At 71.6% G+C, this 26245-nt stretch carries 24 protein-coding genes; 10 read left to right on the top strand and 14 right to left on the bottom strand.

The features are described from left to right. Nucleotides 1-2364 (top strand): excinuclease ABC subunit UvrA, encoded by a 2364-nt coding sequence (locus ABZ930_RS19815; RefSeq protein ID WP_361549391.1) that lies wholly within the window; start codon nucleotides 1-3, stop codon nucleotides 2362-2364. On the opposite strand, the gene ABZ930_RS19810 is transcribed toward ABZ930_RS19815, so the two are convergent. The 4 genes from ABZ930_RS19810 to ABZ930_RS19795 form a co-directional block, all read right to left on the bottom strand. Continuing rightward, nucleotides 2340-3857, bottom strand: a complete 1518-nt coding sequence (locus ABZ930_RS19810; protein WP_361549390.1) for an acyl-CoA synthetase — start codon at nucleotides 3855-3857, stop codon at nucleotides 2340-2342. The two genes, ABZ930_RS19815 and ABZ930_RS19810, sit on opposite strands and share 25 nt — an antisense overlap. Nucleotides 3858-3983: 126 nt before the next feature. Next, a complete protein-coding gene (locus ABZ930_RS19805; RefSeq protein WP_361549388.1) occupies nucleotides 3984-4730 on the bottom strand; it encodes a succinate dehydrogenase/fumarate reductase iron-sulfur subunit in 747 nt (248 codons plus the stop codon). Next, entirely contained in the window at nucleotides 4727-6685 is a 1959-nt protein-coding gene (locus ABZ930_RS19800) for a fumarate reductase/succinate dehydrogenase flavoprotein subunit (RefSeq protein WP_361549386.1), read from the bottom strand. The genes ABZ930_RS19805 and ABZ930_RS19800 overlap by 4 nt, the downstream gene beginning before the upstream one ends. A gap of 5 nt (nucleotides 6686-6690) precedes the next feature. Next, nucleotides 6691-7362 (bottom strand): succinate dehydrogenase, encoded by a 672-nt coding sequence (locus ABZ930_RS19795; protein WP_361549409.1) that lies wholly within the window; start codon nucleotides 7360-7362, stop codon nucleotides 6691-6693. Nucleotides 7363-7493: 131 nt separating this feature from the next. On the opposite strand from ABZ930_RS19795, the gene ABZ930_RS19790 reads away from it, so the two are divergent. Then, entirely contained in the window at nucleotides 7494-8381 is an 888-nt protein-coding gene (locus ABZ930_RS19790) for a LysR substrate-binding domain-containing protein (protein ID WP_361549384.1), read from the top strand. Between the two features lie 259 nt (nucleotides 8382-8640). Here ABZ930_RS19790 and ABZ930_RS19785 read toward each other — a convergent pair whose 3' ends face one another. The 4 genes from ABZ930_RS19785 to ABZ930_RS19770 form a co-directional block, all read right to left on the bottom strand. After that, nucleotides 8641-9351, bottom strand: a complete 711-nt coding sequence (locus ABZ930_RS19785) for a VOC family protein (protein WP_361549382.1) — start codon at nucleotides 9349-9351, stop codon at nucleotides 8641-8643. 4 nt (nucleotides 9352-9355) lie between these two features. Then, a complete protein-coding gene (locus ABZ930_RS19780; RefSeq protein WP_361549380.1) occupies nucleotides 9356-11503 on the bottom strand; it encodes an EAL domain-containing protein in 2148 nt (715 codons plus the stop codon). Continuing rightward, nucleotides 11500-12324 (bottom strand): SAM-dependent methyltransferase, encoded by an 825-nt coding sequence (locus ABZ930_RS19775; protein ID WP_361549378.1) that lies wholly within the window; start codon nucleotides 12322-12324, stop codon nucleotides 11500-11502. Before ABZ930_RS19775 ends, ABZ930_RS19780 begins: the two co-directional genes overlap by 4 nt. Nucleotides 12325-12654: 330 nt before the next feature. Continuing rightward, complete coding sequence (locus tag ABZ930_RS19770) at nucleotides 12655-13611, bottom strand: SCO0930 family lipoprotein (protein WP_361549376.1); 957 nt, start codon at nucleotides 13609-13611, stop codon at nucleotides 12655-12657. A 221-nt stretch (nucleotides 13612-13832) separates the two neighbouring features. On the opposite strand from ABZ930_RS19770, the gene ABZ930_RS19765 reads away from it, so the two are divergent. From ABZ930_RS19765 to ABZ930_RS19755, 3 genes are all read left to right on the top strand, one after another. Continuing rightward, nucleotides 13833-14408, top strand: a complete 576-nt coding sequence (locus ABZ930_RS19765) for a hypothetical protein (RefSeq protein ID WP_361549374.1) — start codon at nucleotides 13833-13835, stop codon at nucleotides 14406-14408. Between the two features lie 19 nt (nucleotides 14409-14427). After that, nucleotides 14428-15189, top strand: a complete 762-nt coding sequence (locus tag ABZ930_RS19760; RefSeq protein ID WP_361549373.1) for a hypothetical protein — start codon at nucleotides 14428-14430, stop codon at nucleotides 15187-15189. A 169-nt stretch (nucleotides 15190-15358) separates the two neighbouring features. Next, entirely contained in the window at nucleotides 15359-15868 is a 510-nt protein-coding gene (locus tag ABZ930_RS19755) for a hypothetical protein (RefSeq protein WP_361549371.1), read from the top strand. Nucleotides 15869-15981: 113 nt separating this feature from the next. Here ABZ930_RS19755 and ABZ930_RS19750 read toward each other — a convergent pair whose 3' ends face one another. Beyond that, on the bottom strand, nucleotides 15982-16473 hold the full coding sequence (locus tag ABZ930_RS19750; RefSeq protein ID WP_361549369.1) for a hypothetical protein: 492 nt from the start codon (nucleotides 16471-16473) through the stop codon (nucleotides 15982-15984). 348 nt (nucleotides 16474-16821) lie between these two features. Between ABZ930_RS19750 and ABZ930_RS19745 the strand changes: the two genes are divergently transcribed. Then, nucleotides 16822-17481: a class F sortase gene (locus ABZ930_RS19745; protein WP_351446532.1), complete on the top strand. Its 660-nt coding sequence runs from the start codon at nucleotides 16822-16824 to the stop codon at nucleotides 17479-17481. Between the two features lie 36 nt (nucleotides 17482-17517). Here ABZ930_RS19745 and ABZ930_RS19740 read toward each other — a convergent pair whose 3' ends face one another. After that, on the bottom strand, nucleotides 17518-18372 hold the full coding sequence (locus ABZ930_RS19740) for a polysaccharide deacetylase family protein (RefSeq protein ID WP_361549367.1): 855 nt from the start codon (nucleotides 18370-18372) through the stop codon (nucleotides 17518-17520). A 131-nt stretch (nucleotides 18373-18503) separates the two neighbouring features. Between ABZ930_RS19740 and ABZ930_RS19735 the strand changes: the two genes are divergently transcribed. Together ABZ930_RS19735 and ABZ930_RS19730 are read left to right on the top strand one after the other, a co-directional pair. Continuing rightward, nucleotides 18504-18965 carry a universal stress protein gene (locus tag ABZ930_RS19735; protein ID WP_361549365.1) on the top strand — a complete coding sequence of 154 codons (462 nt, stop codon included), beginning with the start codon at nucleotides 18504-18506 and terminating at the stop codon, nucleotides 18963-18965. A 97-nt stretch (nucleotides 18966-19062) separates the two neighbouring features. Then, entirely contained in the window at nucleotides 19063-20526 is a 1464-nt protein-coding gene (locus ABZ930_RS19730; protein ID WP_361549363.1) for an amino acid permease, read from the top strand. On the opposite strand, the gene ABZ930_RS19725 is transcribed toward ABZ930_RS19730, so the two are convergent. Then, on the bottom strand, nucleotides 20513-21697 hold the full coding sequence (locus ABZ930_RS19725; protein ID WP_361549361.1) for a CapA family protein: 1185 nt from the start codon (nucleotides 21695-21697) through the stop codon (nucleotides 20513-20515). The genes ABZ930_RS19730 and ABZ930_RS19725 overlap by 14 nt on opposite strands. 219 nt (nucleotides 21698-21916) lie before the next feature. On the opposite strand from ABZ930_RS19725, the gene ABZ930_RS19720 reads away from it, so the two are divergent. After that, entirely contained in the window at nucleotides 21917-22453 is a 537-nt protein-coding gene (locus ABZ930_RS19720) for a sigma-70 family RNA polymerase sigma factor (protein WP_361549359.1), read from the top strand. Nucleotides 22454-22599: 146 nt separating this feature from the next. Beyond that, a complete protein-coding gene (locus tag ABZ930_RS19715) occupies nucleotides 22600-23097 on the top strand; it encodes a hypothetical protein (RefSeq protein WP_361549357.1) in 498 nt (165 codons plus the stop codon). Between the two features lie 24 nt (nucleotides 23098-23121). Here ABZ930_RS19715 and ABZ930_RS19710 read toward each other — a convergent pair whose 3' ends face one another. From ABZ930_RS19710 to ABZ930_RS19700, 3 genes are read right to left on the bottom strand one after another with little or no spacing between them, the layout of a single operon-like run. Beyond that, nucleotides 23122-24321: a histidine kinase gene (locus tag ABZ930_RS19710; protein WP_361549355.1), complete on the bottom strand. Its 1200-nt coding sequence runs from the start codon at nucleotides 24319-24321 to the stop codon at nucleotides 23122-23124. Beyond that, a complete protein-coding gene (locus tag ABZ930_RS19705; protein WP_361549353.1) occupies nucleotides 24318-25850 on the bottom strand; it encodes a cation acetate symporter in 1533 nt (510 codons plus the stop codon). Before ABZ930_RS19705 ends, ABZ930_RS19710 begins: the two co-directional genes overlap by 4 nt. Next, entirely contained in the window at nucleotides 25847-26200 is a 354-nt protein-coding gene (locus tag ABZ930_RS19700) for a hypothetical protein (protein ID WP_361549407.1), read from the bottom strand. Before ABZ930_RS19700 ends, ABZ930_RS19705 begins: the two co-directional genes overlap by 4 nt. Nucleotides 26201-26245: the final 45 nt, after the last annotated feature.

Here is a 26245-nt window from a genome sequence, read left to right as displayed (position 1 = left end):
ATGCACCACCCCGTCCCGTCCGATCCGCGCCACGACGGCCTCGTGCGGGTGCGCGGCGCCCGTGAGCACAACCTCAAGGGTGTGGACGTCGACGTCCCCAGGGACGTCCTCGCGGTCTTCACGGGCGTGTCGGGCTCGGGCAAGTCCTCGCTCGCCTTCGGGACGATCTACGCGGAGGCGCAGCGCCGCTATTTCGAATCGGTCGCCCCGTACGCGCGCCGCCTCATCCACCAGGTCGGCGCGCCGAAGGTCGGCGAGATCAGCGGCCTGCCACCCGCGGTGTCGCTCCAGCAGAGCCGTTCGGCGCCGACGTCCCGGTCCTCGGTCGGCACGGTCACCACGCTCTCGAACTCGCTGCGGATGCTGCTCTCCCGGGCCGGGAGCTATCCGGAGGGCGCCGAGCGGCTGGACTCGGACGCGTTCTCGCCGAACACGGCGGCCGGCGCCTGTCCGGAGTGCCACGGACTGGGGCGCGTCCACCGCACCACGGAGGAGCTGCTGGTCCCCGATCCCTCGCTGTCGATCCGCGAGGGCGCGATCGCGGCCTGGCCCGGCGCCTGGCAGGGGAAGAACCTGCGGGACATCCTCGAGGCGCTCGGCCACGACGTGGACCGGCCCTGGCGGGAGCTGAGGCAGGAGGACCGGGACTGGATCCTGTTCACGGACGAGCAGCCGGTGGTGACCGTGCACCCGGTGCGGGACGCGAACCGCATCCAACGCCCCTACCAGGGCACGTACATGAGCGCGAACCGGTACGTGCTGAAGACCTTCTCGGACTCCAAGAGCCAGTCGCTGCGGGCGAAGGCGGAGAAGTTTCTGCACAGCACGCCGTGTCCGGTGTGCGGCGGGGCGCGGCTGCGGCCCGAGTCCCTGGCGGTGACCTTCGCGGGGCACACCGTCGCGGAGCTGGCCCGGCTGCCGCTGACGGAGCTGGCCCGGGTCCTGGACACGCCCGACCCGTCCGAGACCGCGCGCGTCCTCACCGGGGACCTGCGCGCCCGGATCGGCACGGTCACCGAGCTGGGCCTCGGCTATCTGAGCCTGGACCGCGCCACCCCCACCCTCTCGGCCGGTGAGCTGCAACGCCTGCGCCTGGCCACGCAGTTGAGGTCGGGCCTCTTCGGTGTGGTGTACGTGCTCGACGAGCCGTCGGCGGGCCTCCATCCCGCCGACACCGAGTCGCTGCTCACCGTCCTGGACCGGCTGAAGGCGGCCGGGAACTCGGTCTTCGTGGTCGAGCACCATCTGGACGTGATGCGGCACGCGGACTGGCTGGTGGACGTGGGGCCGCTGGCCGGGGAGCACGGCGGCGAGGTGCTGCACAGCGGCCCGGTCGCCGCGCTGAAGGGGGTCGAGGGCTCCGCCACGGCCCGGTTCCTGTTCGACGACTCCCCGGTGACCGAGCGTCAGGTCCGTTCGCCCCGGGGCTGGTTCACGCTCGGTCCGGTGACCCGGCACAATCTGCGGGACGTGACGGTCGACGTCCCGCTCGGCGCCTTCACGGCCGTCACCGGCGTCTCGGGGTCCGGCAAGTCCACACTGATCGGCGAGATCACGGAGGACCGGGAGGGCGTGGGTCGTCTGGTGGTCGTGGACCAGAAGCCGATCGGGCGCACACCGCGCTCCAACCTCGCCACGTACACAGGGCTGTTCGACGTCGTGCGCAAGGTGTTCGCGGCCACCGACGAGGCGAAGTCCCGCGGCTACGGCGTGGGGCGGTTCTCCTTCAACGTCACCGGCGGGCGCTGCGAGACCTGTCAGGGCGAGGGGTTCGTCAGCGTCGAACTCCTCTTCCTGCCGAGCACGTACGCGCCGTGTCCCACCTGCGGGGGCGCCCGCTACAACGCGGAGACGCTGGAGGTCTCCCACCGGGGGCTGAACATCGCCGAAGTGCTCGACCTGACCGTGGAGTCGGCCGCCGCGTTCTTCGCGGACGATCCCGCGGCGTCGGCCGTGGAGCGCAGCCTTCGGACGCTGCTCGACGTCGGCCTCGGCTACCTCCGGCTCGGCCAGCCCGCGACCGAGCTGTCCGGCGGCGAGGCCCAACGCATCAAGCTGGCCAGCGAGTTGCAGCGGGTGCGGCGCGGCCACACCCTGTACCTCCTGGACGAGCCGACCACGGGTCTGCACCCGGCCGACGTGGAGGTGCTGCTGCGGCAGCTCGACGGACTGGTCGACGCGGGGCACTCCGTGGTGGTCGTGGAGCACGACATGGCGGTCGTCGCGGGCGCGGACTGGGTGATCGACATGGGACCCGGCGGCGGGGACGCGGGCGGCCGTGTCGTCGTCGCGGGACCGCCCGCCGAGGTGGCGGCCCATCCCGAGAGCCGTACCGCCCCCTACCTCCGTCGGCTGCTGCCCTGACGGAGTCCTCCCTTGGCCAGCTTCCCGGTGGGCGTGCGCGGCAGCGCGTCGACGAACTCGACGTCCCTGGGCACCTTGTAGTGCGCCATGCGGTCACGGACGTAGCGGATCAGCTCGGCCGCCAGCTCCGGCCCCGCGCAGGCGCCCTCGGCCGGCTGTACGTACGCCCGTACCGACTCCCCCATCTCCTCGTCCGGCACGCCGACGACGGCCACGTCGGCGACCGCCGGGTGCAGGACGAGGCAGTCCTCGATCTCCTGCGGGTAGATGTTGACCCCACCCGAGATGATCATGAACGCCTTGCGGTCGGTGAGGAAGAGGTAGCCGTCCTCGTCGACATGGCCGATGTCCCCCGTGGTGGTCCAGGCCGGGTGCTCGGGATGCTGGGCCTCGCGGGTGCGGCCGTCGTCGCGGTGGTAGCGGAACGGGAGTTCGTCGCGCTCGAAGTAGACGGTGCCGGTCTCCCCTGGCGGCAGGACCTTCCCCTCCTCGTCGCAGATCCTCAACTCGCCGAGGAGACCGGCGCGTCCGACGGAACCCGGCTTGCGCAGCCACTCGTCCGGGCCGATGAACGTGATCCCGTTACCCTCGGTGGACGAGTAGTACTCGTACAGAACCGGTCCCCACCACTCCATCATCCGCCGCTTCACCTCGAGAGGACAGGGCGCCGCCGCGTGCACGGCCACCTTCATCGACGAGGTGTCGTACCGCTCGCGGACGGCGTCGGGCAGTTTCAGCATCCGGACGAACATGGTCGGCACCCACTGGCTGTGGGTGACCCGGTGCCGCTCGACGGCCGCCAACGCCCCTTCGGCGTCGAAGGAGTTCATGAGGACGACGGTGCCGCCGGTCGCGGTGATCGTGCCGCAGAAGCGCAGTGGCGCCGCGTGGTAGAGCGGCGCGGGACAGAGGTAGACCGTCTCCTCGTCGAAGCCGTACATGGGCTGGAAGAGGAGTTGCACCGTGGACGGCTCGGTGCGGACGTCGCCGTCCGGCAGGGCGGGCTCGACGCCCTTGGGGCGGCCGGTGGTCCCGGACGAGTAGAGCATGTCGGTGCCGCGCGGCTGCACCTCGGGCGGCTCGGCGGACGCGGCCGCCAGCGCGGCGTCGTAGGTCCCGTCGTCGAGGCCGAGGACATGGGCGACGCCGGGGGCCGACTCGGCCACGGCCGCGCCGAGTTCGCTCAGCGCGCCGGAGACGATCAGGGCGCTCGCCCCGCAGTCACGCACGATGTAGGCGGCTTCGTCGGCGGTGAGGTGGTGGTTGACGGCCGTGAGGTAGAGGCCCGAGCGCATCGCGGCCCAGTAGACCTCCATGGCGCGCGGCTCGTTGCCGCAGAGCAGCGCGAGATGGTCGCCCCGGCGCAGCCCTCTGGTGCGCAGATGGTCGGCGAGGCGCAGCGAGTTCTCCTCCAGCTCGCCGTAGGTGAGGGTGGTACCGCCGTCGGCCGTGACGACGGCCGGCCTGGCTCGGTCGTACGTTCCCGGATACATGGAACGGACCGTACCCCGCACACATGACGCGGCGTCAGACCCCGGAACGCGATGACGGGACCGGGAGAGCACCTGCTCCCGGCCCCGCCCACCCCGCGCTGTTCGCGGGACGTGTGGTGACACGACCTAGCGGCCGGCCTTGCGGTTGGCGCGCAGCCACTCCTTGTTCATGCTCGTGATGGAGAACAGCGGGATGCCCTTGGGGCAGGCCGTCGCGCACTCGCCGGCGAGCGTGCAGCCGCCGAAGCCCTCGTCGTCCATCTGCGCCACCATGTCCAGGACGCGGGTCTCGCGCTCGGGGGCGCCCTGCGGCAGCACGTTCAGGTGGTTGATCTTGGCCGAGGTGAACAGCATGGCCGCGCCGTTCGGGCAGGCCGCCACGCAGGCGCCGCAGCCGATGCACTCGGCGTGCTCGAAGGCGAAGTCCGCGTCCGGCTTGGGCACGGGCGTGGCGTGCGCCTCGGGCGCGGTGCCGGTCGGCGCGGTGATGTAGCCCCCGGCCTGGATGATCCGGTCGAAGGCCGTGCGGTCGACGACCAGGTCCTTGATGACCGGGAAGGCCGAGGCGCGCCACGGCTCGATGTCGATCGTGTCGCCGTCCTGGAAGGACCGCATGTGCAGCTGGCAGGTGGTGGTGCGCTCGGGGCCGTGGGCGTCGCCGTTGATGACGAGGCTGCACGCGCCGCAGATGCCCTCGCGGCAGTCGTGGTCGAAGGCGACGGGGTCCTCGCCGCCCGTGATGAGCTCCTCGTTGAGGGTGTCGAGCATCTCCAGGAACGACATGTCCTGGCTGATCCCGTCCACCTCGTACGTGGACATGGCGCCTTCGGCGTCGGCGTTCTTCTGGCGCCAGACGCGCAGGGTGAGCTTCATGCGTAGCTCCGCTGAGTGGGGTGGACGTACTCGAAGACCAGGTCTTCCTTGTGCAGGGTGGGCGCCTCGCCGGTGCCGGTGAACTCCCAGGCCGCCGCGTAGGAGAACTCCTCGTCCTGGCGGGCGGCCTCGCCGTCGGGGGTCTGCGACTCCTCCCGGAAGTGGCCGCCGCAGGACTCGGCGCGGTGCAGCGCGTCGAGGCACATCAGCTCGGCCAGCTCCAGGTAGTCGACGATGCGGTTCGCCTTCTCCAGGGACTGGTTGAACTCCTCGCCGACGCCGGGCACCTTGATGCGGCGCCAGAACTCCTCACGGATCTGCGGGATCCGGTCGAGGGCCTTGCGCAGGCCCTCCTCGGTGCGGGCCATGCCGCAGAACTCCCACATGAGTTCGCCGAGTTCGCGGTGGAAGGAGTCGGGGGTGCGGTCGCCGTCGACGGACAGGAGCAGATGCAGCCGGTCCTCGGTCTCCGCGACGACCTCCTGCACGACAGGGTGGTCGGCGGTCACCTCGTCGTGGTGCGGGTTCTTCGCCAGGTAGTCGTTGATCGTGGCCGGGAGCACGAAGTAGCCGTCGGCCAGGCCCTGCATCAGCGCGGAGGCGCCGAGGCGGTTGGCGCCGTGGTCGGAGAAGTTGGCCTCGCCGATCGCGAACAGGCCGGGGACCGTGGTCGACAGGTCGTAGTCGACCCAGAGCCCGCCCATCGTGTAGTGCACGGCCGGGTAGATCCGCATGGGCACCTGGTACGGATCCTCGTCGGTGATCCGCTGGTACATGTCGAAGAGGTTGCCGTACTTGGCCTCGACGGCCTTGCGGCCCATCCGCTGGATGGCGTCGGCGAAGTCCAGGTAGACGCCCTGCCCGCCGGGCCCGACGCCCCTGCCCTCGTCGCACACGTTCTTCGCGGCGCGCGAGGCGATGTCGCGGGGCACGAGGTTGCCGAACGAGGGGTAGATGCGCTCCAGGTAGTAGTCGCGCTCGTCCTCGGGGATCTGGTTCGCGGGCCGGTCGTCGCCCTTGGCCTTCGGCACCCAGATGCGGCCGTCGTTGCGCAGCGACTCGCTCATCAGGGTCAGCTTCGACTGGTGGTCGCCGGTGCGCGGGATGCAGGTGGGGTGGATCTGGGTGAAGCACGGGTTGGCGAAGTAGGCGCCGCGCCGGTGGGCCCGCCAGATCGCCGTGGCGTTGGAGTTCATGGCGTTCGTCGACAGGTAGAAGACGTTGCCGTAGCCGCCGGAGGCGAGGACGACGGCGTCCGCGAAGTACGTGTCGATCTTCCCGGTGACGAGGTCCCGCGCGACGATGCCGCGCGCCTTCCCGTCGACGATCACGAGGTCGAGCATCTCGGTACGGGGATGCAGCTCGATGTTGCCCGCGGCGACCTGGCGGCTGAGCGCCTGGTAGGCGCCGAGCAGCAGCTGCTGCCCCGTCTGGCCACGGGCGTAGAAGGTCCGCGACACCTGCACGCCGCCGAAGGAGCGGTTGTCGAGCAGCCCGCCGTACTCGCGGGCGAACGGCACGCCCTGCGCCACGCACTGGTCGATGATCTCGACGGAGATCTGCGCGAGGCGGTGCACGTTCGACTCGCGGGCGCGGAAGTCGCCGCCCTTGACCGTGTCGTAGAAGAGGCGGTGCACGGAGTCGCCGTCGTTGCGGTAGTTCTTCGCGGCGTTGATGCCGCCCTGCGCGGCGACCGAGTGGGCGCGGCGCGGCGAGTCCTGGAAGCAGAACTGCACGACGTGGTAGCCCTGCTCGGCGAGCGTCGCGCCGGCCGAGCCGCCCGCGAGGCCGGTGCCGACGACGATGACGGTGTGCTTGCGGCGGTTGGCGGGGTTGACCAGCTTCGCCTCGAAGCGCCGGGTGTCCCAGCGCTCGTGCACGGGCCCGGTGGGCGCCTTGCTGTCGACGACGGGCTCACCGGTCGAGTAGGCGGTGTACTCGCTGGACGTGGTCATGTTCTTCAGCTCACCAATCCGGTCATGACGCCCACGGGCACGGCGATGAAGCCGAGCGTGAGCAGTACGGCGAGGGCATTGCCGACGGTCTTCAGGACCCGGTCACGGGTGCGGCTGCCGACGCCGAGGGTCTGCGCGGCGCTCCAGAAGCCGTGCTGGACGTGCAGTCCGAGGGCGAGCATCGCGACGATGTAGATGACGTTCCCGTACCACGTCGAGAACGTGTCGATGATGTTCTGGTACGGGTGCAGGTGCTGGTATCCGCCGGTGTGCACCGTGCCGGTCGTCAGGTCGAGGATGTGCCAGACGATGAAGAGGCCGAGGATGATGCCGCCCCAGCGCATGGTGCGGGTGGCGTAGCTGGCGCTCGGCTTCTTGTGCACGTACTTGGTGGGGCGCGCCTTGATGTCGCGGCGGCTGAGCTGGTACGCGGAGGTGGCGTGGGCCACGACGGCGACGACGAGCACGACGCGCGCGATCCACAGGCCCCACTCGTAGTGCAGGACCGGGCCGCCCATGGTGCGCAGCCAGCGCGCGTAGTGGTTGATCTCCTCGGGGCCGAAGAAGATCTTGAGGTTTCCGATCATGTGGGCGACCAGGTAGAGCAGCATCACGATGCCGCTGACCGCCATCACGGTCTTCTTCCCGACGGAGCTGTCCCACACCGTGCGTGCCATGGACGGTCGTCGGTCCGTCCGCGTTGCCAGAGCCATGTCAGAGACGGTAGGGCCCGAAGACCCGATCGGTCCAAGACATGGTCCAGCTCATTTCCATAGGCCCTGACTATCGTGGCGGTACAGTGGCCCATATGCAGTTCCAGCAGCTCCAGTACTTCGTCGCGGTCGCGGAGACCCGGCACTTCACCCGCGCCGCCGAGCTGGTCCATGTCGCCCAGCCGTCACTGTCCCAGCAGATCAGGGCCCTGGAGCGGGAGCTGGGGGTCGATCTCTTCCAGCGGGCGCGGGGCAACATCACGCTCACGGACGCCGGTGAGGCGCTGCTGCCGCTGGCCCGGCGGATCCTGGCCGACGCGGACACGGCCCGGCACGAGGTGCAGGAGCTGGCGCAGCTGCGGCGGGGTCGGGTGCGGCTCGGGGCGACGCCGTCCCTGTGCACGGGTCTGCTCCCGGACGTGCTGCGCGCCTTCCACGACCGCTATCCGGGGATCCAGCTGCTGATCGAGGAGGGCGGCTCGCACGATCTCGTACGGGAGCTGGCCCGCGGGGCGCTCGACCTGGCCCTGGTCGTGCTGCCGCTTCCGGCGCCGGCGCCGGCGCTGACCTCCGTGGAGCTGCTGCGTGAGGAGCTGGTCGTGGTGTCGTCGCCGAGCGCGCCGCGGCCGGGGCACGGCCGGTCCGTGCGCATCGCCGATCTGGAGGGTGAGCGGCTCGTCATGTTCCGGCACGGGTACGACCTGCGGGAGCTGACCGTGGCGGCCTGCCGGGCGGAGGGGTTCGAGCCGGACTTCGCGGTCGAGGGCGGGGAGATGGACGCGGTGCTGGGGTTCGTGCGGGCGGGGCTCGGGGTCGCCGTGGTGCCGTCGATGGTGGCGATGCGGGCCGGGTCCGATCTCCGGGTGACCCCGCTGGCCCGTCCCGGGTTGCGCCGGACCATCGCCCTGGCCCACCGCTCGGACGTGGCACCCCCACGGGCCGCGCGGGAGCTTCAGCGGATGCTGGTGGAGCAGGGTGGATGAGGTGTGCCCCGGCGGATGGGTTGTCGTCCGGCTGCGGGCCGGTGGCCGCTTCTCGCGCAGTTCCCCGCGCCCCTGGAAGCGAGCTCCGCTCGCCCAGGGGAAGCGCGCGAAGCACAGCCCCAGCGGAGGCGCGCGAAGCGCAGCCTCAGGGCAGGCGCGCGAAGCGCAGCCTCAGGGGAGGCGGCGCGGAGCGCCTGCCTCAGGGGCGCGGGGAACTGCGCGACCAGCCCCCACCGGCCCGCGGACGAACGACAGCCCCCTACGGCATGCGGTCCGTCAAGCAGTACAGGCCCCCGGAGGGATCCCGCATCACGGACCAGAACCGCCCCACCCGCACCAGCTCGGCCCCCGCCGCGAGATGCCACTCCCGGACCCGGGACGGCTCCGCGCAGGCGAGATCCAGGTGGGCCGACGGCGGGCCCTCGGTGTCGAGGCGTTGCAGGAGGAGCTGAACAGGGGACGCCTTCAGGAGCCGGAACTCCGGGCTGACGCACGGCTCTTCGGGCCACCCGGTCAGCGCCGCCCAGAAGTCGACCTCCGCCGCGTACACCCCCGGCGCCGTGTCCAGGCACACCTGGTCGAGCCGCCCGGCCCGCTCGGTCCCGGCGGGTACCACCCGCTCCCCCAGCCACGACACCAGGCAGAACAGATGGCCGCCGGGCGAGCGGAGCACCGCCAGCCCGTCCTCGGAGAAGACCGGTCGGGCACCCAGCGCGCACGCGCGCGCCGACTCCCCCGGCACGTCGTCCACCGCGAGATCGAGGTGCGCGCCACCCGGCCCGTCCGCGACGCCCTGCACCTTGACGCACGGATCGCCCTCACCCGCGTACGGCACCAGCGTCGCGAACTGCCCGCGGTCGCCGCGCAGTTCGGAGCGGCGCGTCCCGGTCACCCGCGCCCAGAAGTCGCACGCGGCGCCGAATCTCCCGTACGGCCGGTCGATGAACGCGTATGCCCAGCGGACGGTCACCGGGTCACCCCGTGGCGTCGGCGAGCGCCAGCTCGTGCAGGCGGTCCGGCGGGCCCGGACGGGCGTAGTACCAGCCCTGGGCGGTGTCGCAGCCCAGCTCCCTGAGCTGCTCCGCCTGGGCGCCGGTCTCCACGCCTTCGACCGTGACCGCGAGGTCCAGGCTGTGGGCGAGCGAGACGATGCCCTCGACTATCTTCAGGTCGACCGGGTCCGCGGGGAACTGCTGCATTCCCTGGGTGAAGGAACGGTCCAGTTTGAGCACGTTGACGGGCAGCCGGCGCAGGTTGGCGAGGTTCGAGTAGCCGGTGCCGAAGTCGTCCAGCGCTATGTCGACGCCCATCTCGGAGAGTCTGCGCAGCGGCTTGAGCAGGTCGTCGTCGGCGCCGATCAGGGCCGACTCGGTCACTTCCAGGCAGAGGGCGCCGGGTTCGAGGCCGGAGCGCTCCAGGATGTCGACCGTGTCGGAGACGAGCCCGGGGTGCGTGAGCTGCTTCGGGGAGAGGTTGACGTTGATGCGCAGCGGGCCCGCGTCCTCGTGCCGGTCCTGCCAGACGCAGGCCTGGCGGACCGATTCCTCCAGGACCCAGCGGCCGAGCGGCACGATGAGCCCGGTGTGCTCGGCGAGCGGGATGAAGCGGTCGGGGCCGAGGACGCCGTGCTGCGGGTGCAGCCAGCGGACCAGGGCCTCGGCGCCGCGCACACTGCCGTCGCCGAGGTGGACCAGCGGCTGGTACTCGATGAAGAACTCACCGCGGTCCAGGGCGGCGGGCAGCGCCGTCGTCAGCCCGTGCCGGGTGATGGCGCGGGCGTCGGCCTCCGGGTCGGCCAGCTCGTAGCGGTTGCCGCCGGCGGACTTGGCCCGGTACATCGTGATGTCGGCGCTGCGCAGCACCTCGGCGGGGCTGCGGTCGGCGGCCGGGCCCTCGACGATGCCGATCGAGCCGCGCACCGTGAGTTCGCGGCCGTCTATGCGGATGGGCGTGGCCAGCGCGTTCATGATGCGGCCCGCGAGCTCGTCGACCTCGGTCTGGGTGTCGGGGCCCGTGGTCAGCGCCACGAACTCGTCGCCGCCGAGCCGGGCGACCATCTCGCCGCGGGCGGTGGCGCAGGCCTGGAGCCGGTCGGCGACCTCGACGAGGAGCCGATCGCCGACGGCGTGGCCGAGGCTGTCGTTGATGGTCTTGAAGCCGTCGAGGTCGAGGTAGCACAGGCCGAAGCGGCGGCCCTCGCCCGCGCCGAGGACCTTCTCCAGGCGCTCGAAGAACAGGGTGCGGTTGGGCAGGCCGGTCAGTGCGTCGTGCGTGGCCTCGTAGCGCAGCCGCAGATTGAGCAGCCGGCGCTCCGTCGTGTCCTCCATCAGCGCCAGCTGGTACTGCGGTTCGCCGTCCTTGTCGCGCAGCAGCGACATCGTCAGGTTGGTCCACAGCGCGGTGCCGTCGGGGCGGTAGAACGCCTTCTCCACCCGGTAGTGCTCACGGTCGCCGCGCACCAGCTCCTGGTAGAGGTGCCAGACCTGCGGGGCGTCGTCGGGGTGTGTCCAGTCGCGGAGGTTGCGGCCGCGCAGCGTGCCCTCGCTGCCGCCGAACATGCGTACCAGCGCGTCGTTCACCTCGAGGACCGTGCCGTCGAGGGAGGCGATGGCGATCCCGATCGCGGCGCCGTGGAACACCGCGCGGAACCGGGCCTCGCTCGCGTGCAGGGCTTCGGCGACGGCGCTGCGCGCGTTCAGCGCGGCCCGCGAGATGGCCTCCTGCTCGGCGAGGGTGCGCTCGCGCAGCGCGGCGGCGAAGCCTGCGGCCATGGCGTGCTGGATGCGGGCGCAGCGGGCCCGCAGATCGTCCTCGCGCTCGGGCGTGTCCGCCTCCTCGCCGCAGTACAGGACGAGATAGGAGTCGATCACGCCGAGGGTGCGGCTGAGCGCCTCGGGGTCGGTGCAGTGCGCGTCGACGAGCGCGGCCCCGACGGCCTGTCCCTGCGCCGCGTTCAGCGTCCGCGCCGCCAGCGCCGCCCGCAGCGAGCGCGCCAGCGGGACGAGTTCCTCCTCGAACTCCGGCCTGGTCAGGGAGGTCGCCGTCACCGGGAAGATGGCCCGGCTCCAGATCGTGGCGAACCTGCGCAGTCTGTCTTCCGGTCCGCCCGGCTCTTCGCTCACGCCTTGCGCCCCACTCCCACATAGCCCGCGAATGTGTACGGATCCGCGTCCTCGATGTCCTGCGGCGCGTTCTCCGGCCGCCATTCCGGTATCGGGACGATGCCGGGGTCGACCACCTCGTACCCCTTGAAGAACCGTGCGATCTCCTCACGGTTCCGCATGATCAGCGGATTGCGGACATCGTTCCGGTAGACGTCGACCGCGCCGCCGGCCTCTTCCGTCGATATGGGCATTCCCTCATAGGAGGCATGCGTCACGATCAACAGGCTGCCGGGCGCGAGCGCCTCGCTGAGTTCGGCCACCGCGCCGTACGGGTCGTCGGCGTCCTCGATGAAGTGCAGTACGGCGACCAGCAGCAGCGCCACCGGCCGCTCCAGGTCCAGGAGTTCACCGACCTCGGGGCTGTGCAGGATCTCGCGCGGGCCGCGCAGATCGGCCGCGAGGACGGCCGTGTCGGGGTTGTCCTCCAGGACGGCCTTGCTGTGCGCGACGGCGACGGGGTCGTGGTCGACGTAGACGACCCGGGCGCCCGGCCGGGCCCGCTGGGCCACCTCGTGCACATTGCCGAAGGTGGGGATGCCCGAGCCGATGTCGAGGAACTGGCTCACGCCCTGGTCCGCGGCGTAGCGCACCGCCCGCCGCATGAACGCCCGGTTCGCCTGCATGATCTTGGGCAGGCCCGGCAGGAACTCCATGGCCTTGCGGGCGGCTTCCCGGTCGACCTCGAAGTTGTGCGAACCGCCCAGGTAGTAGTCGTAGATCCGGGACACACTGGGCACCGTGATGTCAATGCCCTGCGGGGCCCAGGCAGGACGCTCCATCAAACTCTCCAAGGCGTAGGCGATCCGGTGTTCGAGGCGAGGCTACTGATCAACCGACAAAGGAGCGAGCCAAAACGGAAATTGACCGTCCGTTCTCGGTCACTACCTGCGGCACGTGCCAATTGGCGGCGATCCGAAACCACCCCGAAACCATCTCTTTCCCAACCGAAAAGAACCGGTCCGTTCCCCCCGCATGACCATCACTTGGCCGCGTGGGAACGGACCGGCGATTCGCCAAATCCTTGACGACTCTACTGTGAGCCGCGCGCCGGACGCACCGGCCCCTCCTGGGTTGTTACTCGCTTCACTGCCCGCCGGTCCGGCGGTGCGTCACTTGGGCGCGCCCACCGGCTTGCCCTCCGGAGAGGCCGCGTACCACGTGCCGCCGACCCCCTGGCCGTTGGTGTCCCCCGGCTTCTTGTCGCCCGAGAACGTATAGACCGGCCAGCAGTTCAGAGTCTGCTGCTTGCTGCCGTCGGGCCTGGTGAAGGTCATGAATCCCTTCAGCGGAATGTTCTTCGTGTCGTTCTTGGCGACCGGTTCGACGGCGGGCCACTTCGTCGCGCACGCGCCCACGCAGTTGGACTTGATGGGCCACGCGGAGTCCTTGAGGAAGCGGTAGACGGTCATGCCGTTCTTGTCGACGACGATCTCGCCCAGCTTCGGATCGTTGCGGGTGGACAGGCCCTTCGGGTCCGCCGGGGCGGCGGCCGCGGCCGGGCTCGCCTTCTTGCCGTCGGGGGCGGCCGCGTACCAGACGCCGCCGACGCCCTGGCCCTTGGCGTCGCCGGGACTCGTGTCCATCGCGTAGCGGTAGACCGGCCAGCCGGCGACGGTGAGCTGCTTCGTGCCGTCGGCCGCGGTCACCGAGCCGAGCAGCGAGGAGTCGACCCCGGTGGCGGCCTTGGCGCCGCTCGCGGGCACCGCGGGCCAGGTCTTCAGGCAGGCCTCGTCACAGTTCGACTTGGGCGGCTTCGCGGTGTCCTTGTCGAAGCGGTAGAGCGTCATCCCGGCGCTGTCGGTGAGGACCTTGCCGAGCTTCTTGCTGTCCCACGCGGCGAGTTGGCCGGCCGACTCGGCCTTCGCGGCGGGGCTCGCGGAGCCGTCGCCCGACGAGCCGTACGCGTCGGAGCCGCTGGATCCGTAACCGCCCTGCGCCTGGGACGCGTTGCCCACGTTCTGCCCGGTCGCGCTCTGGTCGCCCTTGTCCTGACCGCACGCCGTCGTCAGCGCCAGCAAGGCCGCACCTGTCGCTACGAGCGAGGCGCTCCGCCAGGAGGTCTTCATCATCAACTCCCGCTGATTGCTTGGGTGTTGTGCGATCCCGGTCGGGTTCGCACATGGCCCTAGTTACGCGCGGCGGTGCCCCGCGCGTTCAACGCGCCTCAAGATTTCTCCCGAACACCCTCGCGGGGCGCGCAAACCAGAAGTGCTCCCACACCCCTCCTTCGGGGCAATCCGCGCCGATCACGGCGTGCCGGAGCGCGCCGGTGCTCATGCTCTCGGTCGTGCATCGAACCCAGCGGGCCGGACGCCCCTCCTCCGGCCTGGTCCCACGCGTCCTCGCGGTGCTGTTCACGGCCTGGCTGTGCGGCGTGCCCGCCGCGGCGGCGTCCGCCCTCGCCCCGTCCGACAGCTGCGCCTACGCGTCCGTCGACGGCGGCGCGACGGGCGGCGCCGTGGCGGTCGCAGGCGACGGCGGCTTCTGCAGCGCGGGCCCCAGCACGCCCCCGCCGAAGAAGCCCACACCCACGCCCACACCCAAGCCGCCACCGCCGAAGCCCGCGCCGCCACCGCCCCCGCCCCCGCCGACCCCGGCGCCGGAACCGCCGCGCGCGGCCCCGCCGCCTCCGGCCCCCACGCCCACACCGACCCCCACGCCCACTCCCACCCCCACCCCCACGCCGACCGAGAGCCCCCGGCCGAAGCCGACCCCGACACCGACCCCCACGCCCGTGCACTACCCGGCCTACCGCCCCGCGGTCCACCGCGCGCCGCCCCAGAGCGGCCCGTCCCTGGTCACGCTCACCCTGCTCATCACCGCCCCCGCGGTGCTCGCGGTCGCCGCGCTGCGCCCCCGCTGATCTTTTTTTGAGGTAAACGATGTCGGAATGGCTTGTTCTCGCCCTCGCGATGGTCGCCGTGTGCGCCATCGTGCTCGCCGTCCAGGTGCTGCAACAGCGCAGAATCGGCGACGACGACGATCCGTCCGAGACCCCGGACGTGATCGAGTACATGACGATGATGATCGGCGTGGTCTACGCGATCGTCCTGGGTCTGGCCATCGCGGGCGTCTGGGAGGCCCGCAGCGCCGCCCAGGACCACGTCCGCAACGAGGCGCAGGCACTGCACGAGATCCATGAGCGCGTGCGGGTCTATCCGGCCGGGGTCAGGGACCGGATCCGCGCGGATGTCGACGCATATGTCAGCCATGTCGTGACCACGGAGTGGCACACCATGCGCACCAAGGGCGAGCTGACGGACAAGGGCACCCAGCTGCTCGACAAGGTCCGGCACGACGTCACCGACTACGTGCCGAAGGACGACTTCGAGGCCCAGGCGTACCAGCCGCTGCTCGACCAGGTGACGGCCGCCGACGACGCCCGCAACGCCCGCGCCGACTCCACCGGCGCCACGATGCCGGGCGTGGTCTGGTTCGGCCTCGTCGCCGGCGCCCTGGTCACCATCGGCATGATCTTCGCCCTGCAGATCCGCCGCACGCCCCGCGAGCTGATCCTCGCCGGGCTGTTCTCCGCGCTGATCGCCTTCCTGCTCTTCCTCATCTGGGACTTCGACGCGCCCTACAGCCGCGGGGTGGCGGCGACGGCCCAGCCGTTCCTGATGCTGTTCCCCGGCGCCGGGTGACGCCGACGGGCCGTCGTGTCCCCTGTCCGGCCCACACCTGTGCCCCGTTCGTACGACACCGATCGCGCCCATAAGGGGGTGTCCCTAGCGTTTCGGGCATCGAGGTGCTTGTCCCAAGCGCGCGGAACCGGTCCGCAGCTGCTCCTCGTGGACCCGGAGGAACTCCATCATGACCGCGATACGCACCGCTTCGGCAGCCGCGCTCGGCCTCACCGCCCTCATGCTCTCCGCCCCCGCGGCGACGGCGGGTGACAACGACTCGTTCCAGGTCAGCGTCGCGCCCACGACCATCGCGGCGGGCGGCCAGGTCGCGCTGTACGCGAGCGGGTGCAGCAAGATCACCACCGTCTCGGCCGGTATCTTCGACACGGTCACCATCGACAGCGGCAGCGGGCAGAAGACCGCGACCGTCGACTGGGACGCCAAGCAGGCCGCTCTGTACACCGTGAAGTTCAAGTGCGACGGCGGGCCGACCCGCAGCGTCGACCTGACCATCGCGTCGGGCAGACAGGACAACCCGCAGCCGCCGCCCGTGCCGCACGGTGTGAAGGCCGGCGTCGGCGGCAGTCTCGCCGGGTTCGATCTGCACGAGATCGGTCTCGGCGCGGCCCTGATCGTGGGCGCGATGGGCGGCGCGTACTACTTCTCGCGTCGGCGCGCCGGCGAGGGCGACGCCTGACGGACCCCACGAGGGCCGGTGCTCCGCAGACCGCCGGGTCTGCGGAGCACCGGCCCTCGCACGTGCACGGGCCCCGCGAAGGGGGGTCGGGGCCCGCCGTCATGGGGGTGCCCCTACGCCTTGCCCTCCGCGCGTCGGCGCATCCAGAACACGCCGCCGCCGATCAGCGCCGAGGCGACGAGCGCGCCGCCGATCGCCATGTCGGTCGGGGTCGCGCCGGTCTGGGCCGAGCCGCCGAGGCCGCCGCGGACACCGCCGTGGATGACGGTGAAGGCCGCGGGTCTCATCAGCGGGGCGCCCTGGCAGCTGACGCTCACGTCGTGCGCGCCGACGGTGGCGTCGTGCTTGATGGTGGCCGTCCCGCTGGCCTGGCTGCCGCCGGGGACCTGGCTGAGGTTGATCGTGCCGAAGGCGTCCGACGACGCCGTGCTGTTCGACTGGCACTTGGTCCCGTCGACCGACACGGTCACCTCGCCACCGCGCGGGACGACGCTGGGCGAGACGGAGAGGTTGGTCGGGTCCTCCCAGGCCGACGCGGCGGGGGCGGCGAGTCCGACGGCGAGGACCGCGGCGGCGGACACCGCCAGGGCACGGGTGGTACGCATGGAAATCCTCCGCGGAAGGCGCCCCCGGGGAACGTTCCCCGGGACTTTCGGCGAGAACGCCTCCCAGACGAACCCTCAGATGCCGTGTGCGGAGCCGCATTTCGGGAATCGGCCGTCCTGGTGAGTCGACACACCGTCAGAATTCCGTAAAGACGGTTATCACCGCAGGTCACGGACCGTCAGAAAATTCCTGAGAACAGCGACTCGGATGGCTCACCGGGCCTCTGAGCTGCGATGTCGGGGCCACCCGTTCGCCTTTGCCCCGTCGCTGGGCACGCTCCGCCGACTTAGCGTGCTGATACGCGCAACGGATGCGGTCTCGCCGCCGTTTCCAGAGGGGATGAGCGAATGTCCGACGCAATCCTTGAAGAGGAGGAGCAGCCGAGAAAGCGCGCCCCATGGGGCGTGATGGCGCTGGTCCTGCTCACCGGTCTCGCCCTGATCCGCAATGGGTCGGGGGAATTCGACATCGGTCCGCCGCAGCCCGCCTCGGCCGCCGCCGCGGACAGCCGTACGCCGGTCTGGGCCACCTCCAAGGCTCCCGATCCGCTGCCGTTCTCCGCGGTCGACCGGGTGCGCATCCCGGCGATCCAGGTGGACGCACCGGTGATGCCGGTCGGCCTCGACGCGGAGGGCTGGGTGGACGCGCCCCCGCCGCAGGACCCGAACCTGGCGGGCTGGTTCTCGGGCGCGGTCTCCCCCGGTGAGAAGGGCACGGCCGTGGTCGTCGGGCACGTCGACAACATGCAGGGCCCGGCGGTCTTCTACGGTCTCGGCTCCCTCAAGAAGGGAAATCACGTCGAGGTGAAGCGGAAGGACGGGAAGACGGCCGTGTTCAAGATCTACGGAATCGAGGTCTTCGAGAAGTCCGCCTTCCCCGGCAAGAAGGTCTACGGCTCGACCGGCGCCCCGGAGCTGCGGGTCATCACCTGCGGCGGCGGTTTCTCCAAGCAGCACGGCTACGACGGGAACGTCGTGGTCTTCGCCCGCCTGGTGTCCGTGCGCTGAGCGCACGGACCCGGCGGGCGCCCGGCCGCGGCCCGGTCAGACGGAGCGGCGCGGCGGCACGGTGAGGCGGTATCCGTCGTCGAGCAGCGCGGGCAGGTACTCGCGCAGCGCGGCGACGCTCTGCGACCGGTTGCCGCCGGCGTCGTGGTTGAGGACGACGACGCCGGGGGCCGCGCCGGACAGCACCCGGGAGACGATGGTGCCGGTACCGGGCGTGTTCCAGTCCAGGGTGTCGACGGTCCAGGCGAGGGGTTCCATGCCGAGTTCGGCGCCGAGCCGGAAGGCGGACCGGTTCCAGGCGCCGTAGGGGGCGCGGAACCAGGCGGGCGGCTCGCCGACGGCGTCCTCGACGACCTCGCAGGTGCGCTCGATCTCGGGCCGCATCCCCGAGCGGGTCATCCGGGTCAGCAGCGGATGGGTCCACGTGTGGTTTCCGATGATGTGCCCGTCGTCGGCCATCTCGCGCAGCAGGTCCTTGTTGTCCACGGCCATCTCGCCGCAGACGAAGAACATCGCGCGGACGTCGTGCTTGCGCAGGGTGCGCAGGATGTCCGGGGTGTAGCGGGGGTCGGGCCCGTCGTCGAAGGTGAGCACCATGGCCCGCTCGCCGCGGCCGAAGTCCCATTCCAGGATGGGCTGGTGACGTGCTTTCAGCGGCGCGCGGGCGGGGCGCTGCGGGCCGTATCCGGTGATCGGTCTGAGCCGGTACGCGGACGGCTTCAGGGGGCGGGCCGCGGGAGGGCCGCCGGCCGCGGCCGGTGCGCCCGGGCGCGCCGCCGACGGGGCTCCGGCGGGCTCGGCGGCGGCGCAGCCGGTGAGCGCCGCCAGTCCGACGGCGGTGAATCCGCGCAGCAACGCCCGGCGGCCGGGCGCGATCTGATGGTTGGTCATGTCTCATCCGTCGCACGGTGCCGGGGTCACCGCGCACACCACCACCGGATGGGACGTGCGAAAGCACCCGTCCGGCCCCGCTCCCCCGCCCCGCCGCCGCCCCTACCAGCGCTTTCCGTTAGCCTCTGGCCGTGACCGAACAGCAGCCCCATCAGTTCGAGCGCGGCACGGACGGCCCGAAGGTGATCGTCGTCGGTGTCGACGGCTCCGATTCGTCGTTCCGGGCCGCGGCCTACGCAGGCGGCCTGGCCCGGCGGCAGCACGCCCTGCTCGCCGTGGTGTACGTGCAGCCCGTGATGGCCGCCGGGGCCGCCCTCGGGGTGTCCGTGGCGGAGACGACCGACGAGATCGCGGAGAGTCTCGTCGCGGAGATCCGGGCCGCCTCCGAACGGGTCAAGGACATATACGACGTCCGCTGGGAGTTCCACACCTTCCGGGGCGATCCCTTCAACGGCCTGGTGACCGCGGCGGACGAGCTGAAGGCCGACGCCGTGGTCGTCGGCGCGTCGGAGCAGGCCGGGCACCGCATCGTCGGTTCCGTCGCCGTGCGGCTGGTCAAGGCGGGCCGCTGGCCGGTCACCGTCGTGCCGTAGGCCGGGTCCTGGGGCGCGCGCCTTCTTCCTTCGCTGTCGCCTTGGGTGCATCATGATCGGCCATCAGCCGACGTCGCATATGCGAAGAGGTGCGCTCATGACAGCTCCACCGAAACTGCGGATGGGACAGGGCGTACTGCGCCGCAAGCCCATCGACCAGATCGACGACTCGGCGTCCGGCGGGGACGGCCCCGGCCTGACCCGTTCGCTGGGCCTGTGGCAGCTCACCGCGATCGGTGTGGGCGGCATCATCGGGGCCGGCATCTTCACGCTCGCGGGCACGGTGGCCAACGGCACGGCGGGGCCCGCGGTGCTGATCTCGTTCCTGATCGCGGGTGTGGCGAGCGCGGCGGCCGCGCTGTCCTACGCGGAGTTCGCCGGACTCATCCCGAAGGCCGGCTCCGCGTACACGTACGGGTACGCGGTCCTCGGGGAGCTGGTGGGCTGGTTCATCGGCTGGGACCTGCTCCTGGAGTACACGGCGATCGTCGCGGTCGTGGCGATCGGCATCTCCGGCTACTTCAGCTTCCTGCTGGGCGAGATGGGGCTCGATCTGCCGCAGTGGATGCTGGGCGCGCCGGGTACCGGCAGCGGCCACAAGGTGGATCTCTTCGCGGCGGCCCTGTGTCTGCTGATCGCCTATCTGCTGACCCTCGGCATCAAGAACGCGGCCCGCTTCGAGACGGTCGTCGTCGTGCTCAAGGTGCTCGTGGTGCTGCTGGTGATCGGTGTGGGCTTCTTCCACATCAACACGGGCAACTACTCGCCGTTCTTCCCGTTCGGTGTCAGCGGCGCGTTCACGGGTGCGGCGACGGTGTTCTTCGCGGTCTTCGGGTACGACGCCATGTCGACGGCGGCCGAGGAGTCCAAGGACGCGCAGCGCCACATGCCGAAGGCGATCCTGTACTCCCTCGCGATCTCGATGGTGCTGTACGTGCTCGCGTGCCTGGTCCTCACCGGGATGCAGAACTACAAGGACATCGATCCGGAGAGCGGGTTCTCGACCGCGTTCAAGGCGGTCGGGCTGAGCGGGCTCGCGGACGTGATCGCGGTGGGCGCGATCATCGGCATCCTGACCGTGATGTTCACGTTCATGCTGGGCGTGACCCGGGTCTGGTTCTCCATGTCCCGGGACGGGCTGCTGCCGAAGTGGTTCGCGAAGACGCACCCCACCCGGCACGTGCCGACGCGCGTGACGTGGATCGTCGGGTTCGCGTCGGCCGCCATCGCCGGGTTCCTGCCGATCGGCGAGGCGGCCGAGCTGACCAACATCGGCATCCTGCTGGCGTTCGTCGTGGTGTGCGTCGCGGTGATCGTGCTGCGCTACCGGCAGCCGGAGCTGCCGCGTACCTTCCGGACGCCGGGGATGCCCGTGGTGCCCGCGGTCGGGGTCGTCTTCTCCATCTGGCTGATCACGTTCCTCCAGTGGCAGACCTGGGTGCGGTTCGCCGTGTGGTTCGCGATCGGCCTCGTCATCTACTTCGGGTACTCGTACAAGCGCTCCGCGCTCAACCGCGCACCGGAGGAGCAGGACACCGGGGCGGGGCCTAGCGCGCCATGACGAGGCCGTCCTGGGCGGCGCCGCGGCTGAGGACGACCCGGCGGATCCGGTCGCGGACGGACTCCAGGTCCGCGCCGGAGGCGATCGCGCGGGACACGTCCACGACGCGGCCGGAGCCGAGGTCGAACCACTGCGGGACGAACTCGGCCCTCGTCACCCGCCACCGCTCCCCCGCGCGGGCGGGCGGCGCGAAGGTGAAGCGGCCGAGGGTGCTCATGTTGCCGCGGTCGTCCTGCTCGCCGTCGGGGTTGAACATCTCGCCGGCGATCTGGTCGCCCATGCCGTAGATGATCCACGTCCCGTGGACCTTCTCGTAGGCCTGCGGGACGTGGGCGTGGGTGCCGAGGATCAGGTCGATGTCGGGCCGCCCGTGCGTGCGGGACGCGGTGAGCTGCCGGCCGAGGCGCAGTTGCCGGGCGTCGGGCTCGTCCTGCCACTCGGTGCCCCAGTGGAGCGAGACGACGACCACGTCGGCGCCCGCGCGGCGGGCGGCGCGGGCGTCGGCGACGATGCGGCGGCGGTCGATCAGGTTGACGGACCAGGGTTTGCCGTGGGGCGGGCGGTAGCCGTTCGTGCCGTAGGTGTAGGCGAGTTGGGCGATCTCGGCGCCGCCCGCGCGCAGCCGGGCGGGCGCACGGCTCTCCGCGGCGGTGCGGGCCGAGCCCGCGTGGGCGACGCCCGCGCGGTCGAGGGCGCCGAGGGTGCGGGCGATGCCGGGCGCGCCGTCGTCGAGGGTGTGGTTCGAGGCCGTCGAGCAGGAGTCGTAGCCGGTGGCGCGGAGCCCGGCGGCGACCTGGGGCGGGGACTTGAAGTCGGGGTAGCCGCTGTAGTCGCCGGGCGCGCCGTACACGGTCTCCATGTGGCAGATCGCGAGATCGGCCCGGGACACCACGGGCCGCACGCCCGCCAGCATCGGGCGGAAGTCGTAGCCGTCGCCGCCCGCGTCCTCCTCGGCGCGGGCGATGATCGAGGTGTGCGGGAGCACATCGCCGGACGCGACGAGCGTGAAGGCGTGCGGGGCGGCGTGCGCGCCGGGGGCCGACGACGGTGTCGCGGGCCCGCGCCCGGGTGCGTCGCAGGACACCGCGCCGAGGATGGCGAGCAGGGCGGTGAGGGCCGCCGCTCCTCGCCGGGTACCGCGGCGCGCGCTCCGTGCCGTCGTCGGCAGCATCGTCGACTCTCCCTTTTTCGCGGTGATTTTCGTGATACGTATCCATGTGCGAGGACAGAGGGGAGTCAAGGCCCCATACCGGGGCGGTCCCTGAAATGGCGTCAGGCCGCGCTGCCGGACGGCCCGTTCGCCGCACCGTTCGTCGACCGCTTCGACCGCCTGCCGCAGAGGCGCGCGCGTCCCCTGGGCGGGCGCACGGACGTGCGCTGCCATACGCGCATGACGACGGCGCTCATCACACCCACCACCACGGAGGACGACCTCGCCCAGGTTCAGCGCGAGCACGGCAGGCCGCTGTTCTCGTTCCTGCTGCGGCTGTGCGACGGGGACCGGCAGCGCGCGGAGGATCTGGTCCAGGAGACGTACGTACGGGCCTGGCAGCACCCCGAGGCGCTCGACGCGAAGTACGGGTCGGTGCGGCCCTGGCTGTTCACGGTCGGCCGCAGGCTCGCCATCGACGCCCGGCGGGCCCGGCTCGCCCGCCCGGCGGAGGTCGGTGACGCGGTGCTGGAGAACGCCCGGGTCTGCGCCGACCACGCCGACCGGTCCACCGCCGCGCTCGACGTGCGGGACGCGGTGGCGACGCTGAGCCCCGATCACCGGGCGGTGCTCATGGAGGTCTACTTCAAGGGCGCCAGCGTGGCGGAGGCCGCAGCCGTACTCGGGATCCCCCCGGGTACTGTCAAGTCCCGTGCGTATTACGCGTTGCGGGCGTTGCGGAGGGTCCTTCCGGGTTACGCGCCTGACCTGCGTTGAAACCGGACCGTAAGTCAAGCATCAGTAAAGCGCCTTGCTCGGAGTGCTGTTTTCTCGGTTGAGTAATCCGCTGTCCTCCCCGGTGAGTTGGACGGGTGGGACCCGGGGGCCGGCGAAGCGCACGGACCGGAGGAAGGCAGGAAGGGATGTTGCACGGAAACGAGGGCGGCGCGTCGGGTGCCGCCAAGGGGGAACTCACCGTTCCCATGGCCTGGTTGTACGCCGAGTACATCGCGGACGAGCTGCTGCGGACCGGTGATCTGATGCCGCCCACGTCCTTCGAGTTCCGGGCGGGCCGTGACGCGCTGGCCCTGACGATCTTCCTGTCCGACGCGGGTGACGAGCTGTCCGGGATCCGCGTGGTGTCGCAGCTGGAGACCTGGTCGTCGCTGACGGCGTACGACCAGCCGTGGCAGGCCTGGGTGCGGGCGCGGTTCCGGGAGCGGGAGGCGCGCGGCGCGGGGCACCGGTCGCCGGATCTGCGGCTCGCCGCCGCGGCGTGGAGATGGCTGGAGGAGACCGAGCTGCTCGCACCCGATCTCGACGCCGTGCCGGTGCCCGAGGAGGAGGACGGGCCGCAGGTGTGGACGCCCGCGTGGCAGCTCGGGCTGCCGCTGGGGCACCTGGCGATCCATCTGTTCTGATGCGTGCGAGGACTCGGGGCGCGGTCAGGGTGCGTAGACCCCGGCCCGGTACTTCGGGATCCGGACGGTGATCTTCGTGCCCGCGCCCACGGCCGTCTCGATCACCAGGCCGTAGGCGTCGCCGAACACCTGGCGCAGGCGCTCGTCCACGTTGGACAGGCCGATGCCCGTCGAGCGGTCGCCCTCGCCGCGCAGGATCGCCCGCAGCCGGTCCGGGTCCATGCCGACGCCGTCGTCCTCGATGACGACCTCGGCCTCCGCTCCGGCGTCCGTCGCGCCGATGGAGATGCGGCTGCGGGTGACGGTGCCCTCCAGGCCGTGTTTCACCGCGTTCTCCACGAGTGGCTGGAGGCACAGGAACGGGAGCGTGACCGCGAGGACCTCCGGGGCGATCCGCAGGGTGACGGTGAGACGGTCGCCGAACCGGGCCCGGACGAGGGCCAGGTACTGGTCGATGGAGTGCAGTTCGTCGGCGAGGGTCGTGAACTCTCCGTGGCGGCGGAACGAGTAGCGGGTGAAGTCGGCGAACTCCAGGAGGAGTTCACGGGCGCGCTCGGGGTCGGTGCGGACGAAGGACGCGATCGCCGCCAGGGAGTTGAAGATGAAGTGGGGCGAGATCTGCGCGCGCAGGGCCTTGATCTCCGCCTCGATCAGGCGGGTGCGGGAGCGGTCGAGTTCGGCGAGTTCGAGCTGGACCGAGACCCAGCGGGCCACCTCGTCGGTTGCCCGGGCCAGGACGGCGGACTCGCGGGGCGCGTAGGCGACGACGGCTCCCCGTACCCGGCCGTCGGCCACGACCGGGGCGGCGACGGCCCAGCGCAGCGGGCAGTCGAGCGTGTCGCAGCCGCAGTCGAAGGCGATGGTGCGGCCGCCGGCGAGCAGCGGCTCCAGTTGCGGCATGACGTTCTTGACGTGCGGGTGTTCGGAGGTGCCGTCCCAGGTGAGGACCGTGGAGCGGTTGGTCAGGGCCAGGGCCTCCGTGCCGAGGAGGCTGCGCAGCCGGCGGGCCGATTTGCGGGCCGTGTCCTCGGTGAGGCCCGCGCGCAGCGCCGGAGCGGCGAGCGAGGCCGTGTGGAGGGTCTCGAAGGTGGCGCGCTCCACGGGGGTGCCCACGTCGCTGCGGCCCGCGGGGTGGGCCGTGCGGCGGCCCAGCACGAAGCCCGCGCCCAGGAGGACCGGGCAGAGGGCGAGAAGGATCGCCGTGACCGTGCCGGTGGCTGTCACTGGTCGCCGCCTCTCGCCGGGGAGTCCAGGGACTTCAGGGACTCCGGGAGGTGGAGGCGGGTCATGGTGGCCGTCGTGTGCGGGGGGATCGCGCCGGGGGTGGCCAGGGAGACGAGGATCATGGCGAGGAAGCCGACCGGGACCGACCAGACCGCGGGCCAGGCCAGGAGGGTGTGGAGCCAGCCCGAGGTGGCCGCGCCGGAGACCGTGAGGGTGACGGCCAGCAGGGCCGAGCCGCCGCCCAGGAACAGGCCCGCGAGTGCGCCGGGCGGGGTCAGGCGACGCCACCAGATGCCGAGGACCAGGAGGGGGCAGAAGGAGGACGCCGAGACCGCGAAGGCCATGCCCACGGCGTCCGCGACCGGGACGCCGTCGACGAGGAGGGCGCCGCCCAGGGCCACCGCCATGGCCAGGACCACGCCGAGCCGGAAGTGGCGCACGCCCCGGGTGGGCAGCACGTCCTGGCTGACCACTCCGGCCACCGCCATGGTCAGGCCGGACGCGGTGGACAGGAACGCGGCGAAGGCGCCGCCCGCCACCAGCGCGCCCAGCAGGTCCCCCGCGACCCCGTCGATCATCCGCCCCGGCAGCAGCAGCACGGTGGCGTCCGCGTCCTGGGCCGTGGTGAGTTCGGGGACGTAGAGACGGCCGAGCCAGCCGTAGAGCGGCGGCAGGAGGTAGAAGACGCCGATGAGGGCCAGGACCACCACGGTCGTGCGGCGGGCCGCGCGGCCGTGCGGGCTCGTGTAGAAGCGGACCACGACGTGCGGGAGGCCCATGGTGCCGAGGAACGTCGCGACGATCAGGCCGTACGTGGCGTAGAGCGGGTGGTCGGCGCGGCTGGTGGCGAGGGGCTGCCCGGCGCCCGCACCGGCCGTGGGCAGGTCGGCGGCGGGCAGCGCCCCGGGCTGGCCGCCCTGGCCGCGCCAGGCGAGGAGCAGGAAGAAGGCGGGCACCAGCAGTGCCGTCAGCTTCAGCCAGTACTGGAAGGCCTGCACGAAGGTGATGGAGCGCATCCCGCCGGCGGCGACCGCGAGGACCACGACCGCCGCCACTAGTGCGGCGCCGAACCAGCGGGGTGCCCCGGTGAGGATCTGCAGCGTCAGGCCGGCCCCCTGGAGCTGGGGCACGAGATAGAGCCAGCCGGCACCGACGACGAACATGCTCACCACCCGGCGGACCTCGCGGGACTCCAGGCGGCCCTCGGCGAAGTCCGGGAGGGTGTACGCGCCCGAGCGGCGCAGCGGGGCCGCGACGAAGACCAGCAGCACCAGATGGCCCGCCGTGTAGCCGACCGGGTACCAGAGCATGTCCGGGCCGTGGGCCAGGACGAGACCCGCGACGCCGAGGAACGAGGCCGCCGACAGGTACTCGCCGCTGATCGCGGCGGCGTTGAGCCGGGGTCCCACGGTGCGCGAGGCCACGTAGAAGTCGGACGTGGTGCGGGAGATGCGCAGGCCGAAGCCGCCGATGAGGACGGTGGCGAGGACGACGACGGCCACCGCGGGGATCGCGTACGCCTCGTTCACGGTGCTCCGGGGTCGGGGGTGTCCCGGCCGCGGACCAGGGCCGCGAAGTCGCGTTCGTTGCGTTCGGCCCTGCGCACGTACCACCAGGCGATGAGGACGAGGAAGGGGTAGCAGCCGAAGCCGAGGACGAGCCATTCGACGGCCGCGTTGCGCAGGACGCCGAAGAAGAGCGGGAGGACCGCCACCGGGGCGGCCAGGACGACGAACGCGGTGACGCCCGCGCGCAGTTGGCTGCGCATGAGCGAGCGGACGTACGCGGCGCCGAGCGTCGTCTGTTCGTCGATCTCCCACTGGGTGCGCAGGCCGGGCGGACCGGTCGCGCCGTGCGCGGTGCGCGGCTCGCCGGTCACCACCTGACGTCGTGGTTCGGACACGGGCGGAGTGTAGGCATCCCC

Origin of the sequence: Streptomyces sp. NPDC046716, from assembly GCF_040645755.1 — a bacterium.
Taxonomy (GTDB): domain Bacteria; phylum Actinomycetota; class Actinomycetes; order Streptomycetales; family Streptomycetaceae; genus Streptomyces.
The sequence above is the reverse complement of the archived record's forward strand: the minus strand, read 5'-3'. Positions and strand labels throughout refer to the sequence as shown.